Below are 22,853 nucleotides of genomic sequence, written 5' to 3'. Positions count from 1 at the left end.
CCGCGACCGATCGGTCGCGGCATCTTCTGCATCCGGCGCGTTCCGGCAGACTGGAGCAATGCCTCGACCCGCCTTCGACCTCGCCGCCATCGGCGCGGGACTCTCGTTCGCGGCAGCACTCGATGACCTCTCTGCCGCACTCGACACGAGTGGATCGGTGGTCGTGAGCGCACCGCCCGGCACGGGCAAGACCACTCTCGTGCCGCCGCTGCTGGCGGCGCGCTCGACGGGTCGCGTGATCGTCACCCAGCCGCGCCGCGTCGCAGCTCGAGCAGCGGCACGTCGTCTCGCGCACCTCGACGGTTCGCCGCTCGGCACCCGGGTGGGCTTCGCCGTGCGCGGCGAGCGCTCGGCGGGGGCCGACACCCGGGTCGAGTTCGTCACAGCCGGCGTGCTTCTGCGGCGGATGCTCGACGATCCGGGACTCGACGGAGTGGCGGCTGTCATCATCGACGAGGTGCACGAGCGCGCCCTCGAGACCGACCTGCTGATCGGGCTGCTCTCCGAGGTGCGCGAGCTGAGGGACGACCTGACGCTCATCGCCATGTCCGCCACGCTCGACGCCGCGCGCATCGCCGCCGTCATCGGCACGGACGACGACCCCGCCCCGGTCGTGCAGCACGACGTGCCGGCCTTCCCCCTCGCCGAGAGCTGGGCGCCGAGTCCCGTGCCGCGCCTCGACGAACGCGGAGTCACCCGCGGATTCCTCGACCATGTGGCGCGCACGACGACGGCCGCCGCCCTCGATCTCACCCGCGACGATCCCGCGGCCGACGTGCTGGTGTTCGCGCCCGGCGCCCGCGAGGTGTCGGAGATCGCCCGCCGCCTCCGCGAGACGAGGGGCGCGTTCGACGTGCGGGAGCTGCACGGCCAGATCCCCTCGGCCGAGCAGGACGCCGTGATCCGCGGCCGACGCGCTCAGGATGCTCCGCGCATCATCGTGACCACCTCGCTCGCGGAGTCCTCGCTCACGGTCCCCGGGGTGCGACTCGTCGTGGACAGCTGCCTGTCGCGGCATCCGCAGCGCGATGCGGCCCGCGGGATGACGGGCCTCGTGACCACCGCCGCCTCCCGGTCGTCGTGCGTGCAGCGCGCGGGACGCGCCACCCGCCAGGGTCCGGGAGCCGTCGTCCGGTGCGTCGACGAGAGCACATACGCCGCGGCCCCCGCGCGCCCGGTTCCCGAGATCGCCGTGGCCGACCTGGCGGACAGCGCTCTGCTGCTCGCCTGCTGGGGCGCACCGGGTGGCGCGGGACTGCGCATGATCGACCCGCTGCCCGCCGACAGTCTGACGGATGCCGTCACCGTGCTGCGCGGGCTCGGAGCGGTCGACGACGAGGGGCGCGTCACCGCCGAGGGCCGCACTCTCGCGCGCATCCCCACCGATCCGCGGCTCGCCCGCGCGCTCCGCGACGGCGCACCGGCGGTCGGAGCCCGGCTCGCCGCCGAGGTCGTCGCGCTGCTCGGGGGCGACGTGCGCCTCGCCGAGGCCGATGTCGCGCAGGGCCTGGTCGCGCTGCGGGGCGGGCGCACAGCCGACGCCCGGCGGTGGCGCACCGACGCGGACCGCCTCGAGCGCATGGTCGCGCCGACCCCCGGCGTCCGATCGGACCTCGACGGCGTCGGCCTCGTGATCGCACTGGCATTCCCCGAGCGCATCGCCCACCGCGTCGAACGCACGGCGGAGGGCGCGACGTTCCTGCTCGCCTCCGGAACCCGTGCGGCGATGCGCGGTCCGCTCGCGGCCGTCGAATGGCTCGCCGTCGCCGACGTCGCACGCGCGTCCGGCCGCGTGACCGCCGGATCCGGCGCGATCATCCGTGCCGCATCCGCACTCACCGAGCAGCAGATCGGGATGGCGGCGAACCATCTGATGACCGATCGCGTCGAGGCCGAGTTCGCCGCAGGGCGGGTGCAGGCCCGTCGCGAGCGCCGCATCGGCGCGATCCTGCGCTCCTCGGCGCCGGTGCGGCCGTCCGCCGACGAGGGGCGCGACGCCGTGCGCCGCGCGCTCCGCCGAGAGGGACTCGGCATGTTCACCTGGTCCGACACCGCCGATGCCCTGCGCCGGCGACTGGCGCTGCTGCGGCGCGAGCTCGGCAGCCCCTGGCCGGACGTCTCGGATGTCGGTCTGCTCGCGGCACTCGACGCCTGGCTGGCACCGGAGCTCGACTCCCTGGCCGGTGGGGCTCCCGCGGGCCGCCTGGATCTGACGACCGCGCTTCGTCGTCTGCTGCCGTGGCCCGAGGCCGTGCACCTCGACGACCTCGCACCCGACCGGCTCGAGGTGCCGACGGGGTCGCGCATCCGCATCGACTACCCGCCGCACGACGACCCGACAGCCCGCCCCGTCGTCGCCGTCAAGCTGCAGGAGTGCTTCGGCTGGGCCGAGACTCCCCGCCTGGTCGACGGCCGCGTGCCGGTGCTCTTCCACCTGCTCTCCCCCGCGGGGCGACCGCTCGCCGTGACCGACGATCTCGCCTCGTTCTGGTCCGGCCCCTACGCCCAGGTGCGTGCGGAGATGCGGGGGCGGTATCCGAAGCATCCGTGGCCGGAGGACCCCTGGGCTGCGGCGCCGACCAGGCACACCAAGAACCGCGCCGCGCGCTGAGCACGACGCATCTCGGCGCCGGTCAGCGGACGAACGAGTGCGACGCCTCGTCAGCGGGTGCGACGCCGCAGGGTCGACGATGCGAGCACGAGCGCGGCGACCCCGAACGCGACGACCACGAGCAGCGGCCCGTACACGTCCCACCCCTCCTCCCCCGCGGTGACGGCGTTGATCGTGTCGATCGCATGACTCAGGGGCAGCCAGTCCGAGATGGCGTGCAGCACATCGGGCATCTGATCGCGGGGCATGAACAGCCCGCCGAGGATGATCTGCGGGAAGACGAGCAGCGGCATGAACTGCACGGCCTGGAACTCCGTCTGCGCGAACGCGCTCGCGAGCAGGCCGAGGGCGGTCCCGAGCAGCGCGTCGACGACGGCGACCAGTCCGAGCTGCCAGAGCTCGCCCTCCACGTCGAGGCCGCAGACGCCGACCGCGAACGACACCGTGACGACCGCCTGCAGCAGGGCCATCAGTCCGAATGCCAGCGCGTAGCCGAGGATGAAGTCGGCCTTGCCGAGCGGGGTGGTCATGAGGCGCTCGAGCGTGCCCGAGCGCCGTTCGCGCAGCGTGGTGATCGACGTGATCAGGAACATCACGATGAACGGGAAGAGGGCGAGGATCGCGCCGCCGAACTGATCGAACACGCCGTCCTGGTCGCTGAACAGCCACGCGAAGAGGCCGACCAGAAGGCTCGGCGCCACGAGCATCAGCGCGATCGACCGCGGGTCGTGGCGGAGCTGACCGAGCACGCGCGCCGCCGTCGCGAGCATCCGGCGGACGTTCATTCCGCCGCTCCCCGTCGCTCACGTCGGGTGCGGGGCCGCGACGACCCGTCGTGCGCTCGGCTGTCGCGCTCGATGACTGCGAGGAAGGCGGCGTCGGGATCGGCCGTGCCGGTGTCGGCCAGAAGAGCGGAGGGAGTCGTGTCGGCGATGATCCGTCCGGATCTCATCAGCAGGAGTCGATCGCAGCGCAGCGCCTCGTCCATCACGTGACTGGAGACGATGAGCGTGACACCGCGCTCGGTCAGCGCGCGGAACAGCGTCCACAGCTCCACCCGCAGTACGGGGTCGAGCCCGACGGTCGGCTCGTCGAGGACGATCAGCTCGGGCGACCCGATCAGCGCCATCGCCAGCGAGACCCTCGTGGTCTGACCGCCGCTGAGCGACTCGACGAGCTGGCCGGCCTGCGCGCGCAGGCCCACCTCGTCGATGACCCGGTCGACGTCGCCCTTCGGCGCCCCGAGCACTGCGGCGATGTACGTGAGGTTCTGGCGCACCGTGAGGTCGGCGTACACGGCCGCCCCCTGCGTCCCGTAGGCGACGCGATGGCGCAGCCGGGATGATCCCCCCGGTTCGCCGAGCACCGTGACCGTGCCCGCATCGATCCGCTGCACCCCGACGATCGCGCGCATCAGGGTGGTCTTGCCGCAGCCCGACGGGCCGAGCAGACCGGTGATCTCGCCCCGCGGGATCGACAGCCGGAGTCCGTCGAACACCGGGGTCTTCCCCCGGCGCACACGCAGCTCCGAGATCTCGACCGCCGAGCCGTTCGCCATGCTCGATTATCCGCCCTGGCGGCCGTGCGGGCGACCCCTAGTCGAGCAGATGGCGGAGGTACCGTGGCGGGTCCTGCAGGAACGACCGCCAGTGGTTCACGATCTCGAGATCAGCCCAGTCCGCAGGACGGATTCCCCACTCCCCGACCTCGAGGATGCTCGCCCCCGGAAGCGCGGCGAGCACGGGCGAGTGCGTGGCGCACAGCACCTGACCTCCGTCGTCGACGATCCGCTGCAGCACGGCGATGAGCGCGAGCGTCGACTGGAACGACAGCGCCGCCTCGGGCTCGTCGAGACAGTAGAAGCCGGGCGAGTCGAAGCGACTGTCGAGCAGCGCCAGGAACGACTCGCCGTGACTCATCTCGTGGAACGGCACATCGCCCCTCGACGACGGATTCTCTTCGAGATAGGTGTAGAACGAGTGCATCGTCTCGGCGCGGAGGAAGAAGCCCCACCGGTCCGCCCCGACCCCGCGCTGCACGCGAAGCCAGTCCGACAGCGGCGACTCCGTGGGGCGGGTGCTGTGGCGGGCGAATCGCGAGCCACCCTCGGGCGACAGCCCGTAGGCCACGGCGATGCCCTCGACGACAGTCGACTTGCCGCTGCCGTTCTCGCCGACGAGGAAGGTCACGCCCGGGGCGAGATCGATGCCTTCTCGAAGCACCTGCGCGACGGCGGGAATGCTCGTCGGCCAGGCCCCTCCGGGCTCGGGGGCGTCGTCGTTCGCCCGCACCGCCACGACAGGCTGCTCACGTCGTCGACGGCTGCCCGGTGTCCAGATCGAGTCCATCTCCGCGAGAGTACCCGCTGCCGCCGACACCGTGCTCGGCGCCGGTCAGCACTCGATGACGTTGACCGCGAGTCCGCCCTCGCTGGTCTCCTTGTACTTCGTCGACATGTCCATGCCGGTCTGCCGCATGGTCTCGACGACCGCGTCCAGCGAGACGTAGTGACTTCCATCGCCACGCAGAGCCAGCCGCGTGGCCGTGACAGCCGTCGACGCCGCGATCGCGTTGCGCTCGATGCACGGGATCTGCACGAGCCCGCCGATCGGATCGCACGTGAGACCGAGATGATGCTCCATCGCGATCTCCGCGGCGTTCTCGATCTGCCTGTTCGTGCCGCCCATCACCGCCGTGAGTCCGCCGGCCGCCATCGCGCACGCCGAGCCCACCTCGGCCTGGCATCCGCCCTCCGCCCCCGAGATCGAGGCGTTGGCCTTGAACAGAGAGCCCAGGGCCGTCGCGGTGAGCAGGAACCGGCGGATGCCTCGGCGCCGGTTCGCCTCGGCGATCGCTTCGGCATCGGCATCCGTCTGCAGCGGGTCGAGCGCGCGGGTTCCGTCGAAGCCCAGCAGCGCGCTGCCGACGAGTTCCCCGTAGGGGGTGACCGCGTTGCCGGCCCCGAGCCCGGAGTCGGCGAGGAATCGCCACCAGTACATCGCGACGGCGGGCAGGATGCCGGCCGCACCGTTCGTCGGAGCGGTAACGACTCGGCCGCCCGCGGCATTCTCCTCGTTCACCGCGAGGGCGAACGCCCCGAGCCACTCGCCCGGGAGCTCGCGATGGCCGTCTGCCTCGGCCTCCTCCAGCTGGGTGCGGATCGCGCTCGCGCGGCGCTTCACCTTGAGCATGCCGGGCAGCACACCGTCGGCGTGCAGACCGGCGTCGACGCAGCCCGCCATCGCGTCCCAGATCGCATCGAGCCCGGCCGCGACCTCCTCCTCGGGGCGCATCGCGGTCTCGTTCCGGCGCGCGAGCTCGGCGATCGACAGCCCGTGCTCGTCGCACAGGGCGAGCAGCGATGCCGCGTCGGCGTAGGAATGGGGAAGCGGCGCCGTTTCGAGCCTGGCATCCTCGCCCTCACGTCGGATGAACCCGCCGCCGACCGAGTAGTAGGTCTCCTCCGCGACGATGCCGCTGTCGGCGTCCCAGGCGGTGATGGTCATGGCGTTCGGATGGCCCGGCAGCCGCGTGCGCGGTGCGAACACGATGTCGTCCTTCGCGAAGGGGATCTCCTGCCCTCCGTCGATGCGCAGTGTCGAGCCCTCGCGCAGGTCGGTCCACGCGGAGCGGACGTCGGCGGGGTCGCACGTCTCGGGAGCGAGCCCGCGGAGGCCGGCGACGACGGCATCCGGCGTCCCGTGTCCGATCCCGGTGGCGCCCAGCGACCCGTAGAGCGTGCAGCCGATGCGCGAGACCGGATCACGCGCGCCCGCCTCGCCCAGCCGACGGGCGAAGTCGAGCGCCGCCCGCATCGGCCCGACCGTATGGGAGCTCGACGGCCCCACTCCGATGGAGAAGAGGTCGAAAGCCGAGACGTACGCTGTCACCTCTCCAGCGTACGTCTCTCCCGCGCACGTCGAGAATCGCGACGCGGAGGATCCGGGGGCGCCGTCAAGCCCCTTCGCGCACGCGGCCTGCTCGGCGATGCTGGTGACAACCCACCAGTGAAAGGGACGGTCATGACGAACAGCACACCCGAGCAGGACCCCGCCGCCGACCTCGACGCGGAAGCCCAGACGCCGACCCCGACCCCGTCGTCGGGCGATGCCGGGGAGTTCACTGATGCCGGCAACGACGCCCAGGCGCCGGACCAGGCCGAGTCGCTCGAGGACGCGAACCCCTCGGAGGTCCCGAGCACCGAGGACCTCGAGGAGCCGAGCACCGAGAAGGAGCCCTCGGAAGAGCCGAAGGCCCCCTCGCGCGACGAGGCGGAGCCTGACCACGAGGCGGTCGGGATCGGCGTCATCGACGGACCGGACGACGAGGACTGAGCCGGTCTGCCGGTCGCTGAGCCGGCCCGGTCCCTGAACAGACCCGGTCGCTGAGCAGACTCGGTCCCTGAGCGGCCTTCCGGGACGCTGAGCCTGTCGGATCGCACGCGATCTCGACAGGCTCGGCGACCGCGGGCGGGGCCTACTCGACGAGCTTGCCCTCGGTGTCGACCTCGCGCATGAGTTCCGCGATCTCGGCGGGGATCTCGGGGATCGACTCGTGCGTCACACCGCCCGTGGGCGACCAGACGAGGTTCACCTGCAGCGTGGGATCGGTGTCGGGGTAGTCGCTGCGGTTGTGGCATCCGCGCGTCTCGCGACGCTCCAGCGCCGCCTCGATCGTGGCGCGAGCGGCGAGCGCCGACGCCTTGAGGTCGAACGCGTGGGCGAGGTCCTGGAAGCCGGCGATGTCGGGGTGGATGCCGATGTCCTCCATCCGTCCCTCGATCATGTCGAGGTCCGCGAGTCCCGCGCGGAGTCCCTCCTCCGACCGCACGACACCGGCGTGCTGCGTCATGGTGTTGCGGATCGCGCGCTGCAGCGCCCGCACGTTCTCCCGACCGTCCGCGGCGAGCAGGTCGTCGATCTCGGCTCGGGCCTGTGCCACGGCATCCGCCGAGCGACGCTGGGCGTCGAGACCGGCCGCGTGCGCCATGGCCGCCTGGCCGACGATGCGCCCGTAGACGAGCAGTTCGATCAGCGAGTTGCCGCCGAGACGGTTGGCTCCGTGCAACCCGCTCGAGGCCTCGCCGATGGCGTAGAGCCCGTCGACGTCGGTCTGGTGATCATCGGGACGCACCCACACGCCGCCCATCGAGTAGTGCGCGGTGGGCGCGATCTCGATCGGCTCGGTGGTGATGTCGAGCATCTGCAGCTCCATCATCGTCTGGTAGACGCGGGGCAGTCGGGTCATGATCGTCTCGCGCGGCAGGTGCGACACGTCGAGCCAGACGCCGCCGTTCTCGGTGCCTCGCCCCTCGGCGATCTCGGTGTACGCCGCGAGGGCGACGCGGTCGCGGGTCGACAGCTCCATGCGCTCGGGGTCGTACTTCGACATGAACCGCTCGCCGAGCGCGTTGCGCAGGATGCCGCCCTCGCCGCGCGCCGCCTCGGAGATGAGGGTGCCCGCCGCGTTCTCGGGTTCGATGATGCCCGAGGGGTGGAACTGCACGAGTTCGGGGTCGCGCAGACGGGCCCCGGCCTCGACCGCGAGACGGAACGAGTCGCCGGTGTTCTCGTCGCGGCGGGACGAGGTGCGGCGCCAGATGCGGTTGTGTCCGCCGGCGGCGAGGATCACGGCATCCGCATGGATCAGGTAGCGCGTGCCGTCGGACTGGTCGAAGCCGTAGGCGCCGAACACGACGTTGTCGCGCACGAGCAGGCGCGTGATGTAGACGTGGTCGAGGATCGGCACCTCGAGCTGCTCGGCCTTGGCCACGAGTGTGCGCTGGATCTCGAGTCCGGTGTAGTCGCCGGCGAAGGCCGTGCGACGGAAGGTGTGCGCCCCGAAGAACCGCTGCGAGATGCGACCGTCATCCTCCCGGGCGAAGTCCATGCCCCAGCGCTCGAGGTCGCGGATGCCGCGCTCGGCCCCCTGCGTCACGATCTCGACGGTGTGCGGGTTGGCGAGCAGGTAGCTCTCCTTGATGGTGTCGGCGGCGTGCTGCTGCCAGCTGTCACCCTCGTCCATGGTGCCGAGCGCGGCGTTGATGCCGCCGGCGGCGAGGGAGGTGTGGGCATCCTGTCGGGGGCGTTTGCCGACGGCGAGGACGTCGATGCCGTGCTCGGCGACCTCGATCGCCGCGCGCAGCCCGGATCCGCCGGTCCCGATGACGAGGACCGTGGTGGAGATCTGACGTTCGCGAGTACTCATGGATTCGACGCTAGTTAGGGCCACCTAATAACTCCAATGCATAGTTCTACTGGAATCGATAGACTGCAAGCATGAACCTCGAGCAGCTCCGCGGGTTCGTCGAGGTCGCCCGCCTCGGCCACTTCACCCGCGCCTCCGAGTCGCTGCACCTCGCGCAGCCGTCGCTGAGTCGGCAGATCTCGACGCTCGAGCGCGAACTCGGTGCAGAGCTGTTCCACCGCGCGCGCGGCCACATCGCACTGACCGCCGCCGGCGAGGCGCTGCTCCCCCGCGCCCAGCGCATGCTCGCCGAAGCAGAGGCGATCCGCGATGAGATGGGCGAGCTCGCCGGGCTCCGCCGCGGGCGCGTGCGACTCGGCGCTCCCCCGACACTGTGCATCAGCCTCGTCGCCGAGGCCATCAGCGCCTTCCACGCCGCTCACCCCGGCGTCGACCTGCACCTGGACGAGAGCGGGTCGCGCCTGCTGGTCGACCAGCTCGCGGTCGGCGCGGTCGATATCGCCCTGATCACCGAGTCGACAGGCCCGCCCCCGTCGGGATTCAGCCTGACGCGCATGCCGCTGCTCACCGAGGAGCTGGTCGTGGTCTCCGCGGCATCCCAGCCTCCCGTCGCGATCACACCCGCGATCGGCCTCGAGCACCTCGCCACACTTCCGCTGATCGCCCTCGACGAGACCTACGAGCTGCGCGCCACCACCGATGCGGCCTTCCGCTCGGCGGGCATCACGCCGAACCATGTCCTCGAGGGGGCGGAGATGGATGCCGTGCTCCGCTTCGTCGAACGCGGAGTCGGCGTCGCGGTCGTCCCGGCGATGGTGCTGTTCGATCAGCCGGCGCTGCGCTCGGTGCGCCTCACGCATCCGATGATGCGGCGCACCGTGAGCCTCGCGCATCGCGCGGACGTGACGCCGGCCGTGGCCGTCGCCGCGATGCGCGACGTGATCCTCACCACGGCCGCCGACTACGCGCGACGCGACCCGGCGATCACGAGCCTTCTCGACTGAGGGCGCCGGCCGTTCCCCGCAGGGCCCCCGGAGACGCAGAAATCCCCGCCGCTCTCGCGACGGGGATTCCGGGTGATGTGCGCCCGAAGGGACTCGAACCCCTAACCTTCTGATCCGTAGTCAGATGCTCTATCCATTGAGCTACGGGCGCTCCTGGACCGCTCAGCGGGCCGTGGAACAGCCTATAACAGTCTCAGCGTGAATGCGAATCGGCGCCTCAGTCGGCCTCGTCCGCCTCTTTCGCCGCGTTGCGCTTCGCCTTGGCGCGCTGCTGCGACGACAGGGCCTGCAGGTCGACGAGCCGCAGCGCCTGCATCCGCGCCTCGCGCATGCGGTCGTAATCGGGGTCCTGGTCGGGACGCATCCCCTCGACGCGGAGCCGACGATCGAGGTTGTGCCGCACATCGGCCCAGGCACCCGCGCGGGCCTCCTCGACGATGGTGCGCAACGCCGCGTCGTCGCCCATCAGCTCGCGCAGCTTCGTGGCGACGCCGTGCGACTGCTTGGCGCGACGCCGGAGGTTGCGCACGTCGCGATCGCGGTAGTCGTGGGTTCCCGACGGGTCGGAGTGGCGTCCACGTGCTCGCTTGCGCAGAGCGACGAGATTGCGCTCGACCTCTTCGGACTCCTCGGCCATCGCCCGGAGCGCCTCGCGGGCATCGGCGATGTACTTGTCCGTGTCGAAGATCCCGTTCTCGGCGATCGTGCCGATCAGGATGTGATTCTTGACGGCGAGGCGCGCGGCAGCGGTCGCAATCGCGACGCCTTCCGCGATGGCATCCGCAGTTCGTCCCACCGCAACCTCCTTGCATCGAGCGTACCCGTTCCGCTCCCGGTTGCTGTGGGCCAGAATGTTTCGCAATCGGCCCGAGTCGCCGGACGGACTCGGCTCGCGGCGACCCATCGAGGGAGGAGGGCCCATGGCGCGACTCGCGCTGGCCGGGAACACGACGGTCATCACCGGCGCAGCCCACGGGATGGGCGCCGACATCGCCCGCCTCCTCGCCCGACGCGGAGTGCACCTCGCGCTGATCGACCACGATGCGACGGCGCTGTCCGCCGTGGCCGCGTCGCTGGGCGACACCACCGTGACGACGCACGTCGTCGATCTGCGCGACGACTCCGCGGTCGCCGCCGCGGCCGATGAGATCATCCGACGGCATCCGCGCATCAACGCGCTGATCACCTGTGCCGGATCCTCGATGCTCGGCACACTCGACCAGCTGACCATGGAGGAGATGCGCTGGCTGACCGATGTGAACCTCTGGGGCACGGTGTCGATCACCAAAGCACTGCTGCCGGCTCTGCGCACCGCGCCGGCCGCGCACATCACCCACCTCGCCAGCGTGTACGCCCTGGCGGCGCCCGCAGGTCGCATCCCCTACTCGCTGAGCAAGTTCGCGGTCCGCGGCTTCTCCGAGGCGCTGCGTCACGAGCTCGAGGGCACCTCGGTGACGGTCGGCGCGGTATACCCGGCGGGGGTGCGCACCGGCATCATCCTGCACGGGCGCTATGCCGCGGGGGTCGACCCCGCGGTGGCCGCACGCGCGGCGGCGGCACAGGCGGCGATGTACCGCACGGAGCCCGCGGATGCCGCGGCGATCATCGTCGCGGCGACCGAGCGACGCCGCGCACGGACCATGGTCGGACGCCAGGCACGACTCGTCGATGTTCTGACGCGCCTCTGGCCCACCGGCTACTGGCGGGTGATGCGGCGTCCCCTGCGGGAGGCCGTGGACACGACGACTCCGGCCGACTGACGATGCGACGCCCGACGCCCGGGCGTCCGCTCACCCGACGGCGCCGACCCAGATTCCCGACGCCCACTGCTGCTGAGCGGCGTCGCAGCCGACCGAGCCCGGGAAGCCGCGGACCACGGCCATGCAGTTCGCGAGGAGCTCGGGATCTCCGCCGAACATCGCCCCGTAGGCGTCGGACGAGGTCAGGGCACCCCACACCCGGAACTGGTAGATGTGCGCGAGCTCGTGCGCCATCGCCCATTCGAGACGGTCGGCGCTCCACCCCGTGACGTCGGACCGGTATTTGATGTAGCCGTTGCTGTTGGCGCACGCCGGGGCCGTCCCCCCGGCGCAGGATGCGGATTCATAGAGCCCGACGCCCTGCCCGCCGACGCGATCGAGAGCGGCCCTGACCCGGGCGTAGCCGTCTGGTCCGCTCGACGTCCACGCGGGCCCGGCGGGGGCCGCGTACTGCGCGGCCTGCCAGGCGCTGACCTCGTCGCCGATCCGATCGGTCAGCGCGTGCACGGTCGCGGTCGCCGCCACGACGGCGGCCGGGTCGCGGCGCTCGGCGAGCACGGTCTGCTGCGCCGAGAGCGCGGCCGCCCGATGGGCCGCCGTGTCGACCGTTCCCTCGGCCCCCGTCATGGCGGCGTCGAAGGCCACGATCTCGGCGAGGAACGCGGGTCGCACCTCGAGGACGGCCGCTCGCTCGGCTGACTCCCTCTCGGCGATCGAGATCGACCCCTCGAGATGATCGGTGCGCATGAGGGTGGCGCGGGCGGACTCCGTGAGCGCCTGCAGCTCGGCGATCACCTGCGCGCGCTCGGAGTCGAGTGCCGCCGCGCGACTGACGGCCCCGCCGGCGAGAAGCACGGCGGCGACGACCGCGACCGACACGACCCTTCTGATCATGCAGCGGACCTCACTGCAGGAACCCCGTGTCGTCGGAGAGCTGTGCATCCTGTGCGGAGATGCGCGCGCGGAGTTCCGTGAGCTTCTCGGCCAGCACGAGGTTCACCTCGCGCGCCGCATCGAGCTGCTCCCTCGCCTCGACGACAGCCGAGCGTGCGTCGCCCAGGGCATCGACGCGCTGCTGGTCAGCGACCACCACGAGCACCGCTCCGCCGATCACCAGCAGCCCCCCGCAGACCACAGCGACACCCCGCATATCGCTCCCCAGATGAAGATGTGCGTCCGGAACGATTCCGTAGGGTCAATATAACCCTCGACCAGAGCGCCTGCTACCTCGTGGCGACGGGTGCTGCCGAGCGGAATCGCCGCAGGCGCAGACTGTTCAGCACCACGAACACGCTGGAGAACGCCATGGCGGCCCCCGCCAGCATCGGGTTCAGCAGCCCGAGCGCGGCGAGCGGGATCGCCGCCACGTTGTAGGCGAGCGCCCAGAAGAGGTTGCCGCGGATCACGCCCAGTGTGCGCCGCGCGAGGCGGATGGCGTCGACCGCGCCCCACAGGTCGCCGCGCACCAGCGTGAGATCGGATGCCTCGATCGCGGCGTCGGTGCCCGTGCCCATCGCGATGCCGAGGTCGGACTGCGCGAGCGCCGCAGCATCGTTGACGCCGTCGCCGACCATCGCGACGACCCGCCCCCGCTGCTGCAGCGCCACGATCTCCGCGACCTTGCCCTCGGGGAGCACCCCGGCACGCACCTGACTGATGCCGATGCCGTCGGCGACCCTCTCGGCGGCGCGGGCGTTGTCGCCGGTGAGCAGCACGGGGTCGAGACCGAGGCCGCGCAGCGCGGCGATCGCCTCGGCGCTGGAGGGCTTGACCTGATCGGCGACCACCAGCACCCCTCGCACCCGACCGTCCCAGGCCACCACGACGGCGGTGCGCGCATCGTCTTCGGCGTTCGCGAACGCCGTCGCGAGCTCGTCGTCGAGGGTGAGAGCCCAGTCGGCGAGGAAGGTGGGTCGCCCGACGACGACCGCACGCTCGTCGACGACCCCGGTGACACCGCGTCCGCCGAAAGACCGGAAGTCGGTGGCCGTCGACAGATCGCCGCCGCGTTCGAGCGCACCACGCACGATCGCCTGCGCGATGGGATGCTCCGATGCGTCCTCGAGGGCTGCCGCCGCTCGCAGCACGTCGTCGGAGTCCTCACCCGCCGCGGGGATGACCTCGAGCAGCGTCATCCGCCCGGTCGTGACGGTGCCGGTCTTGTCGAGCACGATGGTGTCGACGCGACGGGTCGACTCGAGCACCTCCGGCCCCTTGATCAGGACCCCGAGCTGGGCACCACGTCCGGTGCCGACGAGCAGCGCCATCGGCGTCGCGAGTCCGAGCGCGCACGGGCACGCGATGATGAGGACGGCGACGGCGGCGGTGAACGCGGCCGCCGCGCCTCCCCCGATCGCCAGCCAGACGACCAGCGTCAGCGCCGCGATCGCGAAGACGATGGGCACGAACACGGTCGAGAGCCGGTCGGCGAGACGCTGCGCCTCGGCCTTGCCCGACTGCGCCTGTTCGACGAGACGGGCCATGCGCGCGAGCTGGGTGTCGGCCCCGACACGCGTCGCCGTCACCACGAGGCGTCCGCCCACGTTGACGGTGGCGCCCGTCACGGAGTCGCCCGGCCGCACCTCGACGGGCACGGACTCCCCGGTGAGCATGGAGGCGTCGAGAGCGGAGGTGCCATCGCGGACGATGCCGTCGGTGGCGATCTTCTCTCCCGGTCGCACGACGAACGCGTCTCCGACCCGGAGCCGATCGAGAGGCATCCGCTCCTCCACACCGTCGCGGAGGACGGCGACGTCCTTCGCGCCCAGTTCGCCCAGCGCGCGGAGTGCGGCGCCGGCGCGCCGCTTGGATCGCTGCTCGAGGAACCGACCGAGCAGCAGGAACATCGTGACGCCGGCCGCGACCTCGAGATAGATGCTGCCCAGACCGTCGCCGCGCTCGATGGCGAAGCGGAACGGATGCGTCATCCCCCACATCCCCGCCGTGCCGAAGAACAGGGCGTAGAGAGACCAGAGGTAGGCGGCGGTCACCCCCACCGAGATCAGCGTGTCCATGGTGACGGCGCGGTGCCGCGCGTTCAGCACGGCTGCGCGATGGAAGGGCCAGGCGGCCCAGGTGACCACGGGCGTGGCGAGGACGAGCGAGACCCACTGCCAGCCCGGGAACTGCAGGGGCGTGATCATCGACAGCGCGATCACCGGGACCGCGAGAGCCGCGGCGATGATGAGGCGCAGCCGAAGCCGCCGGTAGGCAGGGTCGGCGATGTCGTGGGCATCCTCACGGGGAACCGCCGCGGAGTACCCGGTGCGGACGACCTCGGCGATCAGGTCGTCGACGGCGACGCCCGCGCCGGCGTCGACGTGGGCCTTCTCCGTCGCATAGTTGACCGACGCCGACACACCTTCCATGCGGTTGAGTCGCTTCTCGATCCGCGCGGCGCACGACGCACAGGTCATGCCGCTGATGTCGAGGTCGTACGAGACGGCGGTGTCGGTCATGGCGTGACTCAGACTCGCGCGGCGCTGTAGCCGGCCTCGTCGACGGCGGCCAGCACGGCGGCATCGTCGACCGGAGCGTCCGACGTGATGACCAGGGTGCCGGACGCGGCACTGACCGCGAGGTCGGTCACGTGGGGCAGCTTGGAGACCTCACTGCGCACCGAGCCCTCGCAGTGTCCGCAGGTCATTCCGGTGACGGCGTACGTGGTGGTGGTCATTCTCTGTCCTCTCGATCCGGGTTGCATACCCCCCAGGGGTATCCCATCAGGCATAACTGTACCCCTCCTCGGGGTATTCCCGCACCGGGGATCCGCCGAGGCCCGAGCGAGACGGGGGACGTCAGCGCGACGACGACCGTGCGGCCAGTCGACTCTCCGCCGCTGCCTGTCCGCTGGCGAGATGACGCGGGATCAACACGCGCAGGGCGTCGACGTCGCGAGCGGCCACGGCCTCGAGGATGACCCGGTGCTCATCCGCCATCGCAGGCAGGTCGTCGTGCTGCCCGAACAGCCACCGGAGCCGAGTGATGAACACGCCGATCAGCTCGCCGAGCATCTCGTTGCCGGCGAGCCGTGCCGCGATCTCATGGAACTCCGCGGCGGCGACCCGCGCACCTTCTGCGTCATCCGCCTCCGCGGCGACGACCTCCCGCTCGTAGGCGGACCGCAGTCGCGCAAGCCCCTCGTCGGAGTGCCGCTGCGCGGCGAACACGAAGATCAGCGTCTCGATCGCCTCGCGGACCTCGCCGAAGTCCTGGATGTCTCTTGCAGTGAACTCGCGGACCACAGCCCAGGTGCGGGGTCGCGCGATCACGATCCCCTCGCCGACGAGAGCGCGGATGGCCTCGCGCACGGGCAGCCGGGAGACCTCGAGCTCCGCGGCGATGTCCCGTTCGACCAGGCGCGATCCGGGCGCGCGGCGCCCCAGGATGATGTCGTCACGCAGAATGCGCGTCACCCGCACCGACTCGAGTTCGCCGGCAGCCCCCACATCCGCCATACCGGGATTCTCTCACTCGCGGATCGGGGGGACAAGTTTGGTATCCCGTATCCCGTATCCCGTTTCGGCGTCAGGGCAGACGGTTCGCGAGCGCGAGATTCGCCTCGAGCTCCTCCGCGTTCTGACGCACCACGTATGCGGGGCGGCCGCGCTCGACACGCCACGACTCGCTCAGCGGACCGACGTTGACGGTGTCGAAGCCGGCTTCGTCGTAGAAGCGCGTGACGAAGGCGACCGCCTCGGGGTCGTCTCCGGCCGTCGCGAGGGCGCGACGGTTCGGGGTCCCTGCGGGTGCGCCGTCGGTCGTGATGTCGGCCGCGAAGATGTGGTTGAACGCCTTGGCGATGCGCGAGGTCGGCAACTGCTCCTGCAGCAGCTCCGAGGTCGTGGTCTCACCCTTGTCGAGGGCCTCGATGTGGCCGTCGCGCTCGAAGTAGTAGTTGTTCGTGTCGAGCACGATCTTGCCGGCGAGCGGCTCGACGGGCAGCTCGCCGATCCTGCCGAGGGGCACCGTGACGACCACGGCGTCGCCCGCCTCGGCGGCTTCCGCCGCGGTCGCCGCCCTCGCCCGCGACCCCAGCTCGGACACCAGGTCCGCGAGGGTCTCGGGACCGCGGGAGTTCGCGATCACGACGTCGTATCCGTTCGCCACCGCGACGCGCGCGACCTGGCTGCCGATGTGTCCTGCACCGATGATTCCGAGAGTGGTCATGTCGGGGCCAACACCGCCGGCGCGCGACTATTCCCGGGGATGACCGCCGATGTCGTCCCCGTCGATGTCGAGGAGGAATCGCTCCTCGACCCTCCGGTACCCGAGCCCCTCGTAGAGCCGGATCGCCTGCTCGTTGAAGCCGAACACGTGCAGTCCGATCGAGTCGGCACCGAGTCTGCGGGCCTCCTCCTCGGCTGCGAGCATGATGCCGCGTCCGTAGCCGCGGCGTCTGTGCCCGTCGGCCACCTCGATGTCGAGGATGAACGCGTGGGGACGCCCGTCGCGCACCCGCATGCCGATCCAGAGCACTCCCACCTCGGCGCCGTCGACCTGCGCCGTGAACAGCTCCTGTCCGGCCGAGTCGAGACCGTCCGGCAGCTCGAGCGCCATCTGCCGAGCCGATTCCACGCGGGCATCGTGCTCGGAGTACCGGCCTGAGGCGACCAGATCGGCGCTGAAGGCCGCTTCGGACGCCGCGGCGAAGGTCTCGAACCGCTCCCCCGTCATCGGGTGCAGCTCGACGCTCCCACCCCGCGCCTGCGCTGCCGAGTCCTGCGACACGGCGCCCGGCGGCGACGACAGCCGATCCGGCAGCGGCTCGAGCAGCATCCGAATCGAGGCGCAGCGGAATCCGCGACCCTCGACGAAGGACAGCCCGGCGGCGTCCGTCGAGTGCAGCGAGATGCTCAGACGTTCGACTCCGTTGCGCCGGGCCATCGTGGTGATCGCCTGGAACAGGTCGTCCGCCACTCTCCGCTCGGGCACGTCGTCGATGGCGAGGTCCACCAGGTGCAGGATGCCGCCCGCCGCGACCATCCACAGCGTGCCGATCTCGCGACCGCGGTCGATGATGCGGACGATGCTCGACGTCTCGGTGTCGCGCCCCTCGGGCAGAAGCTGGTCGAGGAACGCCTCGGCGTCGACGACCGCGTCCTCACCCCGGAGGATTCCCGACTCCTGCCGCAGCGCGATGAGACGCGCTCTGGTCTGCTCGCGCCACGTGTCGAAACGGTGTCCGTCGACCGGTGTCAGCTGCATGTCATCATGCCTTGTGCAGTGCGTCCTCGACCGCCACCCAGGCGAGCATGGCGCACTTGACCCGCGCGACGTAGCGCGAGACGCCGCCGAGTGCCGCGACGTCGCCGAGCAGCTCCTCGTCGGGTTCGATCTTGCCCCTCGACCGCATCGCCTCGCGGAATGCGGCGATCCGGACCTCGAGGTCGTCGACCGTGAGCCCCTCGGCGAGTTCGGCGAGGAGCGACGCGGATGCCTGCGAGATCGCGCAGCCGTGCCCTTCCCAGGCGATCGCCTCGATCGAACCGTCACCCGCACGATGCACCTGCAGGGTCACCTCGTCGCCGCAGGTCGGGTTGACCTGATGCGACTGCGCGGCGATCTCGCCCCGCAGGCCGTAGCCGTGCGGCGTGCGCGAATGGTCGAGGATCAGCTCCTGATACAGGCCCTGCAGGTCGCTCATGCGCCCCTCCGGAAGAAGTCGATGGCTCCGGAGACACCGTCGATCACGGCATCCACCTCGGCCCTGGTCGTGTAGAGATACGTGCTCGCGCGCGTCGACGAGGTGACCCCGAGTCGGCGATGCAGCGGCTGAGCGCAGTGATGCCCGACGCGCACGGCGATGCCGAGGTCGTCGAGGAATTGGCCCACGTCGTGGGAGTGGATCCCCTCGACATCGAAGCTCGCGAGGCCCACGCGCGGCAGCGCGATGCCGGCGCCGAGCACACGGACTCCGTCGATCGCCGTCAGCCCGTCGACGAGGCGACGACCGAGCTCGGCCTCATGAGCGGCGATGCGCGCGAGGCCGACGGCCGAGAGGTAGTCGATCGCGGCGGCGAGCGCGACCGCCTGCGACACGCGCTGCGTGCCGGCCTCGAAGCGCTGCGGCGGCGGAAGGTACGCGGCCTCGGTCGTGGTGACCGTCGTGATCATGGACCCGCCCGTGAGGAAGGGCGGCATCGCCTCGAGCAGCTCCCGGCGGCCGTAGAGGGCGCCGATGCCGGTGGGGCCGAGCATCTTGTGCCCGGAGATCACGGCGAAGTCGACGTCGAGGGCCCGCACGTCGAGCGGCAGGTGCGGCGCCGACTGGCACGCGTCGAGGACGACGAGCGCTCCGACGGCGTGCGCCGACGCCACGAGCTGCTCGACGGGGTTGATGACGCCGAGGACATTGGAGACATGCGTGACGGCGAGGATCCTGGTGCGCTCGCCGATGATGTCGCCAGCGGCGTCGAGACGCAGGGCGCCGTCGTCGTCGAGCGGGATCACCTTCAGCGTCGCGCCGGTGCGTGCGGCGAGCTCCTGCCACGGGATGAGATTCGCGTGGTGCTCCATCTCGGTCGTGACGATCTCGTCGCCCTCGCGCAGCCGGAAGCGCTCTGCTGCGGAGCCGCCGCGGCCGAGCGAGGCGTTCGAGATCGAATAGGCGATGAGGTTCAGCGCCTCGGTCGCGTTCGATGTCCAGACGATCTCGCCCTCGTCGGCGCCGACGAAGCGCGCGACCGTCGCCCTGGCGTCTTCGAAGACCTCGGTCGCCTCGGCGGCGAGCGTGTGGGCTCCGCGGTGGACGGCGGCGTTGAGGGTGGTCGCGAACTCCCGCTCGGCGTCGAGAACGGCGAGCGGACGCTGCGACGTGGCTCCGGAATCGAGATACGCGAGCGGGTGTCCGTTCACCTCCGCCTGAAGCATCGGGAAATCGCGGCGGAGCCCCTGCACCTCCTCCTCCGTCAGCGGACGGCCGCTCGACAGGGCGATGACATCGGCTTCGGGCGCAGTGCTCATCCTTCTAGCTTCTCATCTGGCGCCTCCGGCGGGGTCGCATCCGCGTCGGTCAGGGGCGGACGATGATGTGCTCGACCGCCTCGGGTCCGAGGTCGCCCGACACGGGATCGATGTAGCGCAGCGTGATGCGGTGCAGGCCGGGATGCACGTCGAGCAGGCTTTCCCGCCGCCATCCGCTCACGAGGACCGCCTCGGGCAGCGGACGATCGTCGACGGACACGAGCACGGACGTCCCCGCGAGCCCGAGAACAGTGAGCTCCACGTCGTCGCTCCTGCCGTCGAGATCGAGGTCGATCCGTTCCACCACGCGGACCCCGCCCGCACCGAGCACCGCGGGGAGGTCGAAGACGACCGGACCGACCGGGTCGCTCCGCGTCTCCTCCCCCGTGATCGGAGACGTCTGTCGGGCCGTGATCGTCATGCCCTGGTGCAGGGATGCGGGATCGATCGCGACGGCGAACGACCCGTCGTCGGCGATCACTGCCGAGCCCACCGGGACTCCGCCCTCGTCGACGATCACCACCTCTGCTCCGGGTGTCCCGGAGCCGGTGACGTCCGGCGCGATCGTCACGTGCGGCGGGACCACCCACGCGATCGTCAGGGGGCGCTCCCTTGGCCCGCCGGTCGGCGTCGGCTCGACCGTCGGGCCCGGCGTCGGCTCGACCGTCGGGCCCGGGGTGGGCGTCGGCTCTACCGTCGGGCGCGGCGTCGGCTCTACCGTCGGGCGCGGCGTCGGCTCGACCGTCGGGCGCGGCGTCGGCTCGGCGGTCGGACCCGGAGTCGGCTCGAGCGTCGGGCGCGGGACGGGCGGCGCGGACGGCTCGATCAGCGGAGGTGCTGTCGGCGCCGGAGTCGGCCCCTCCGTGGGCTCAGAGGGTGAGTCGGGACCCGCCGGAAGGATCGTCCGCGGCGTCGGCAGCGCGATCGGCGCAGAGTCGACGGGTCTCGTGGCGTCGACCCGGGTCGACGACCGCTCCGGGGCGTCGCCGTCGGGCTCGTCATCGACCTCGGCCCCCGGCACGATGTCGGAGTGAGGCACGGGAACCGATGACGCATCCGGAGCCGGAACCAGCGGCGAGAGGAACGGCGCCGGCGCCGCCGCATCCCCGTCGCCGGAACCGGAGGGAACGATCGGACTCGGCGACTCGACGAGCACCGAGGTCGGCGCACCCGCGCCGGATTCCGGCCCACCGGCGGAGAGGAACTGCGCGGTCAACGCCACGGCGCCCACACCCACCACGACGATCGCACCGGCCGCGACGAGCAGCGGTCCGGCGGGCGTCGCCGCACCGCTCGTGACCCCGGCGGAGGCGGGAGCGGGCGCCCCTGCCGAGTAGAGTGCCGCGGCCGGTGCTCCGATGATCATCGGCAGCAGCAGCGCGCGCAGTTTCGATGAGGCCTCGGCGATCTCCGCACCCGCGATGGCGCAGCGATGACACGTCTCGAGGTGGGCGTCGAAGCGCGCCCTGTCGGCACGGGCGATGTGACGTCGCCGACCCTGCGCGATGAGCCGCTCGCACACCCACCGGCATTCGGCGTCCCGCTCGGGGTCGGCGATGTGAGCCTGCAGCCACGCCGTCTTGAACCCCTCTCGCGCGCGGGCGGCGAGGGCGGACACCGCATTCGGGCTGAGTCCCATCAGCGGTGCGATCTCTCGAGGCTTCATGCCCTCGACCTCGAGGTACCACAGCAGCGTGCGCCATCGTTCGGGGAGGTCGTGGAACGCGGTCTTCAGCAGCGCCTTGTCCGAGAGGAGGTCGAGAGAGTCGTCGGTCTCGTCGACCGGCAGCTCGTCGATGTGCTCGAAGGCGACGTCCTTCTGCCTGCCGCCCCAAGTGGCCGCAGCGCTGCGGACCGCGGCGAACAGATACGGCCGGAAGGCATCGGTCGGGCCTCCGCCGTTCTTGATCGCGCTGAAGGTCTTGGCGAAGGCCTCGCTGACGAGATCCTCCGGATCGATCGAGCTCGTGATGGCGCGCGCCGCGCGGAGCGCGGCCGGCGAGTGCCGGTCCCAGAGCACCCCGTAGGCGTTGCTGTCACCCGCGCGCGTCGCCTCGACCAGATCGTGATCGCTGAGTTCCGCATCGACATGCCAGGGACGGAAGAGCGGTCGACTCACGGAGCCACCTCGATGCCCTCTCTGGCGTCGTGCGATGCGCACAGCGAGTCGGGGAGACCGTCGATGCGGACCACGCCGAGGAAGCCCATGACCGTGAGCAGCTCGTCACGGAGCAGCTCGAAGGCCTTCTCGACGCCTGGCTGCGCACCGGCCGCGAGACCCAGCGCGAAGGGGCGACCTGCCGCCACCACGTCGGCCCCCAGCGACAGCGCCTTCGCGATGTCGCTCCCCCGACGGATGCCGCCGTCCATGATCACGGCGGCACGCCCGTCGACCGCATCCACGACCGACGGCAGAGCCTCGATCGTCGCGAGCTGGCCGTCGAACTGGCGACCTCCGTGATTCGACACGAACACGCCGTCGGCCCCGTGCTCGACGGCGAGCCGTGCATCCGCCTGGGTCATCACCCCCTTGATGACGAGGTTGCCCTTCCACCGACTGCGCAGACGCGCGACGTCGCCCCAGGTCGCCGCCTGGTTCGAGTTCCGGTCCATCCACGCATCCATCTCGCCCATGCGGATGGGGCGCCCGTCGATGCGGTAGGAGCCCCAGGTGATGCGCCGTCCGAGCAGCCAGCGCAGCACCCATCCGGGGTGCAGCGCGGTGTCGATCACGTCGCGCAGGGGCGGGTTCGGCGGCATGCCGGTGCCGTGGCGCAGATCGCGGTCGCGTTTGCTCGACACCGCGACGTCCCCCGCCACGACCAGCGTGTCGATGCCCAGTGCGGCGGCGCGGTCGATGTGGCGCTCGGTCTCCGACGCGTCGTTCCAGAAGGCGATCTGCGCCCAGACGCGACCCGGGGCCGCGTCTGTCACCTCCTCGAGCGAGCAGCCGGACCACGGGCTGTGGGTGAACACGCTCCCGGCGGTCGCGGCTGCCCGCGCGATGGCCACGTCGGCGTCGGGGTGGCACACCGTCAGGAGCCCCATCGGGGAGACGACCAGGGGAAGGTCGAGTCGGGTTCCGAGTATGCTCGCCGTCGCGTGGCGCTGCGAGGTGTCGACGAGGACCCGCTGGGGGAGCAGCTGGGCCTCGAGCGCCTCGCGGTTGCGGCGAAGGGTGAGCTCGTCCAGAGCCCCTCCTTCGATGAAGTCGTAGACCATCGCCGGCAGGCGCCTCTTCGCGCGGCGGCGGAGGTCATCGATGCTGTGGATGTCGCGCATGACGCACTCTCCTGTGGTGTGTGG

General features: G+C 71.2%; 21 protein-coding genes and 1 tRNA gene. 4 read left to right on the top strand and 18 right to left on the bottom strand.

The annotated features are described in order from the left end of the window. The first annotated feature begins 58 nt into the window (after positions 1–58). Positions 59–2,611, top strand: coding sequence for an ATP-dependent helicase HrpB (gene hrpB / locus HWD99_RS01125; protein ID WP_241794399.1), 2,553 nt, complete (start codon positions 59–61; stop codon positions 2,609–2,611). Positions 2,612–2,661: 50 nt separating this feature from the next. Here the strand turns inward: hrpB and HWD99_RS01120 are convergent, their stop codons facing one another. From HWD99_RS01120 to HWD99_RS01105, 4 genes are read right to left on the bottom strand one after another with little or no spacing between them, the layout of a single operon-like run. Then, positions 2,662–3,396 (bottom strand): ABC transporter permease, encoded by a 735-nt coding sequence (locus HWD99_RS01120; protein WP_241794398.1) that lies wholly within the window; start codon positions 3,394–3,396, stop codon positions 2,662–2,664. Continuing rightward, a complete protein-coding gene (locus HWD99_RS01115; protein ID WP_241794397.1) occupies positions 3,393–4,169 on the bottom strand; it encodes an ABC transporter ATP-binding protein in 777 nt (258 codons plus the stop codon). Before HWD99_RS01115 ends, HWD99_RS01120 begins: the two co-directional genes overlap by 4 nt. A gap of 37 nt (positions 4,170–4,206) precedes the next feature. Continuing rightward, positions 4,207–4,959, bottom strand: a complete 753-nt coding sequence (locus HWD99_RS01110; protein WP_241794396.1) for an AAA family ATPase — start codon at positions 4,957–4,959, stop codon at positions 4,207–4,209. Positions 4,960–5,004: 45 nt separating this feature from the next. Beyond that, positions 5,005–6,501, bottom strand: a complete 1,497-nt coding sequence (locus HWD99_RS01105; RefSeq protein WP_241794395.1) for an L-serine ammonia-lyase, iron-sulfur-dependent, subunit alpha — start codon at positions 6,499–6,501, stop codon at positions 5,005–5,007. A 132-nt stretch (positions 6,502–6,633) separates the two neighbouring features. Between HWD99_RS01105 and HWD99_RS01100 the strand changes: the two genes are divergently transcribed. Further along, positions 6,634–6,945 (top strand): hypothetical protein, encoded by a 312-nt coding sequence (locus tag HWD99_RS01100; RefSeq protein ID WP_241794394.1) that lies wholly within the window; start codon positions 6,634–6,636, stop codon positions 6,943–6,945. A gap of 142 nt (positions 6,946–7,087) precedes the next feature. Here HWD99_RS01100 and HWD99_RS01095 read toward each other — a convergent pair whose 3' ends face one another. Then, positions 7,088–8,818, bottom strand: coding sequence for an L-aspartate oxidase (locus HWD99_RS01095; protein WP_241794393.1), 1,731 nt, complete (start codon positions 8,816–8,818; stop codon positions 7,088–7,090). 71 nt (positions 8,819–8,889) lie between these two features. On the opposite strand from HWD99_RS01095, the gene HWD99_RS01090 reads away from it, so the two are divergent. Then, positions 8,890–9,822: a LysR family transcriptional regulator gene (locus HWD99_RS01090; RefSeq protein WP_194762796.1), complete on the top strand. Its 933-nt coding sequence runs from the start codon at positions 8,890–8,892 to the stop codon at positions 9,820–9,822. Positions 9,823–9,900: 78 nt separating this feature from the next. Here the strand turns inward: HWD99_RS01090 and HWD99_RS01085 are convergent. Both HWD99_RS01085 and HWD99_RS01080 read right to left on the bottom strand, forming a co-directional pair. Then, positions 9,901–9,973 (bottom strand) — tRNA-Arg (locus HWD99_RS01085). Positions 9,974–10,039: 66 nt separating this feature from the next. Beyond that, positions 10,040–10,618: an asparagine synthase gene (locus HWD99_RS01080; protein WP_241794392.1), complete on the bottom strand. Its 579-nt coding sequence runs from the start codon at positions 10,616–10,618 to the stop codon at positions 10,040–10,042. A gap of 124 nt (positions 10,619–10,742) precedes the next feature. Here HWD99_RS01080 and HWD99_RS01075 point away from each other — a divergent pair, with 124 nt between their 5' ends. Further along, complete coding sequence (locus tag HWD99_RS01075) at positions 10,743–11,582, top strand: SDR family oxidoreductase (protein ID WP_241794391.1); 840 nt, start codon at positions 10,743–10,745, stop codon at positions 11,580–11,582. A gap of 30 nt (positions 11,583–11,612) precedes the next feature. Here HWD99_RS01075 and HWD99_RS01070 read toward each other — a convergent pair whose 3' ends face one another. From HWD99_RS01070 to HWD99_RS01020, 11 genes are all read right to left on the bottom strand, one after another. Next, positions 11,613–12,476 carry a hypothetical protein gene (locus HWD99_RS01070; protein WP_241794390.1) on the bottom strand — a complete coding sequence of 288 codons (864 nt, stop codon included), beginning with the start codon at positions 12,474–12,476 and terminating at the stop codon, positions 11,613–11,615. A 10-nt stretch (positions 12,477–12,486) separates the two neighbouring features. Continuing rightward, entirely contained in the window at positions 12,487–12,732 is a 246-nt protein-coding gene (locus tag HWD99_RS01065) for a hypothetical protein (RefSeq protein ID WP_241794389.1), read from the bottom strand. Between the two features lie 73 nt (positions 12,733–12,805). Further along, entirely contained in the window at positions 12,806–15,040 is a 2,235-nt protein-coding gene (locus HWD99_RS01060; protein ID WP_241794388.1) for a cation-translocating P-type ATPase, read from the bottom strand. A gap of 8 nt (positions 15,041–15,048) precedes the next feature. Next, on the bottom strand, positions 15,049–15,258 hold the full coding sequence (locus HWD99_RS01055) for a heavy-metal-associated domain-containing protein (protein WP_241794387.1): 210 nt from the start codon (positions 15,256–15,258) through the stop codon (positions 15,049–15,051). 121 nt (positions 15,259–15,379) lie between these two features. Next, positions 15,380–16,039, bottom strand: a complete 660-nt coding sequence (locus HWD99_RS01050) for a GntR family transcriptional regulator (RefSeq protein ID WP_241794386.1) — start codon at positions 16,037–16,039, stop codon at positions 15,380–15,382. Between the two features lie 70 nt (positions 16,040–16,109). After that, on the bottom strand, positions 16,110–16,751 hold the full coding sequence (locus HWD99_RS01045; RefSeq protein ID WP_241794385.1) for an NADPH-dependent F420 reductase: 642 nt from the start codon (positions 16,749–16,751) through the stop codon (positions 16,110–16,112). Between the two features lie 27 nt (positions 16,752–16,778). Beyond that, positions 16,779–17,789 carry an N-acetyltransferase gene (locus HWD99_RS01040; RefSeq protein ID WP_241794384.1) on the bottom strand — a complete coding sequence of 337 codons (1,011 nt, stop codon included), beginning with the start codon at positions 17,787–17,789 and terminating at the stop codon, positions 16,779–16,781. Positions 17,790–17,793: 4 nt separating this feature from the next. Then, positions 17,794–18,228 (bottom strand): Fe-S cluster assembly sulfur transfer protein SufU, encoded by a 435-nt coding sequence (gene sufU / locus HWD99_RS01035; RefSeq protein ID WP_241794383.1) that lies wholly within the window; start codon positions 18,226–18,228, stop codon positions 17,794–17,796. After that, positions 18,225–19,547 carry a SufS family cysteine desulfurase gene (locus HWD99_RS01030; protein WP_241794382.1) on the bottom strand — a complete coding sequence of 441 codons (1,323 nt, stop codon included), beginning with the start codon at positions 19,545–19,547 and terminating at the stop codon, positions 18,225–18,227. The genes sufU and HWD99_RS01030 overlap by 4 nt, the downstream gene beginning before the upstream one ends. Before the next feature lie 49 nt (positions 19,548–19,596). Continuing rightward, positions 19,597–21,666: a sigma-70 family RNA polymerase sigma factor gene (locus HWD99_RS01025; protein WP_241794381.1), complete on the bottom strand. Its 2,070-nt coding sequence runs from the start codon at positions 21,664–21,666 to the stop codon at positions 19,597–19,599. Beyond that, positions 21,663–22,829, bottom strand: coding sequence for an alpha-hydroxy acid oxidase (locus HWD99_RS01020; protein ID WP_241794380.1), 1,167 nt, complete (start codon positions 22,827–22,829; stop codon positions 21,663–21,665). Before HWD99_RS01020 ends, HWD99_RS01025 begins: the two co-directional genes overlap by 4 nt. Positions 22,830–22,853 lie beyond the last annotated feature (24 nt).

Source organism: Microbacterium sp. C5A9 (genome assembly GCF_022627955.1).
Taxonomy (GTDB): domain Bacteria; phylum Actinomycetota; class Actinomycetes; order Actinomycetales; family Microbacteriaceae; genus Microbacterium.
The sequence above is the reverse complement of the archived record's forward strand: the minus strand, read 5'-3'. Positions and strand labels throughout refer to the sequence as shown.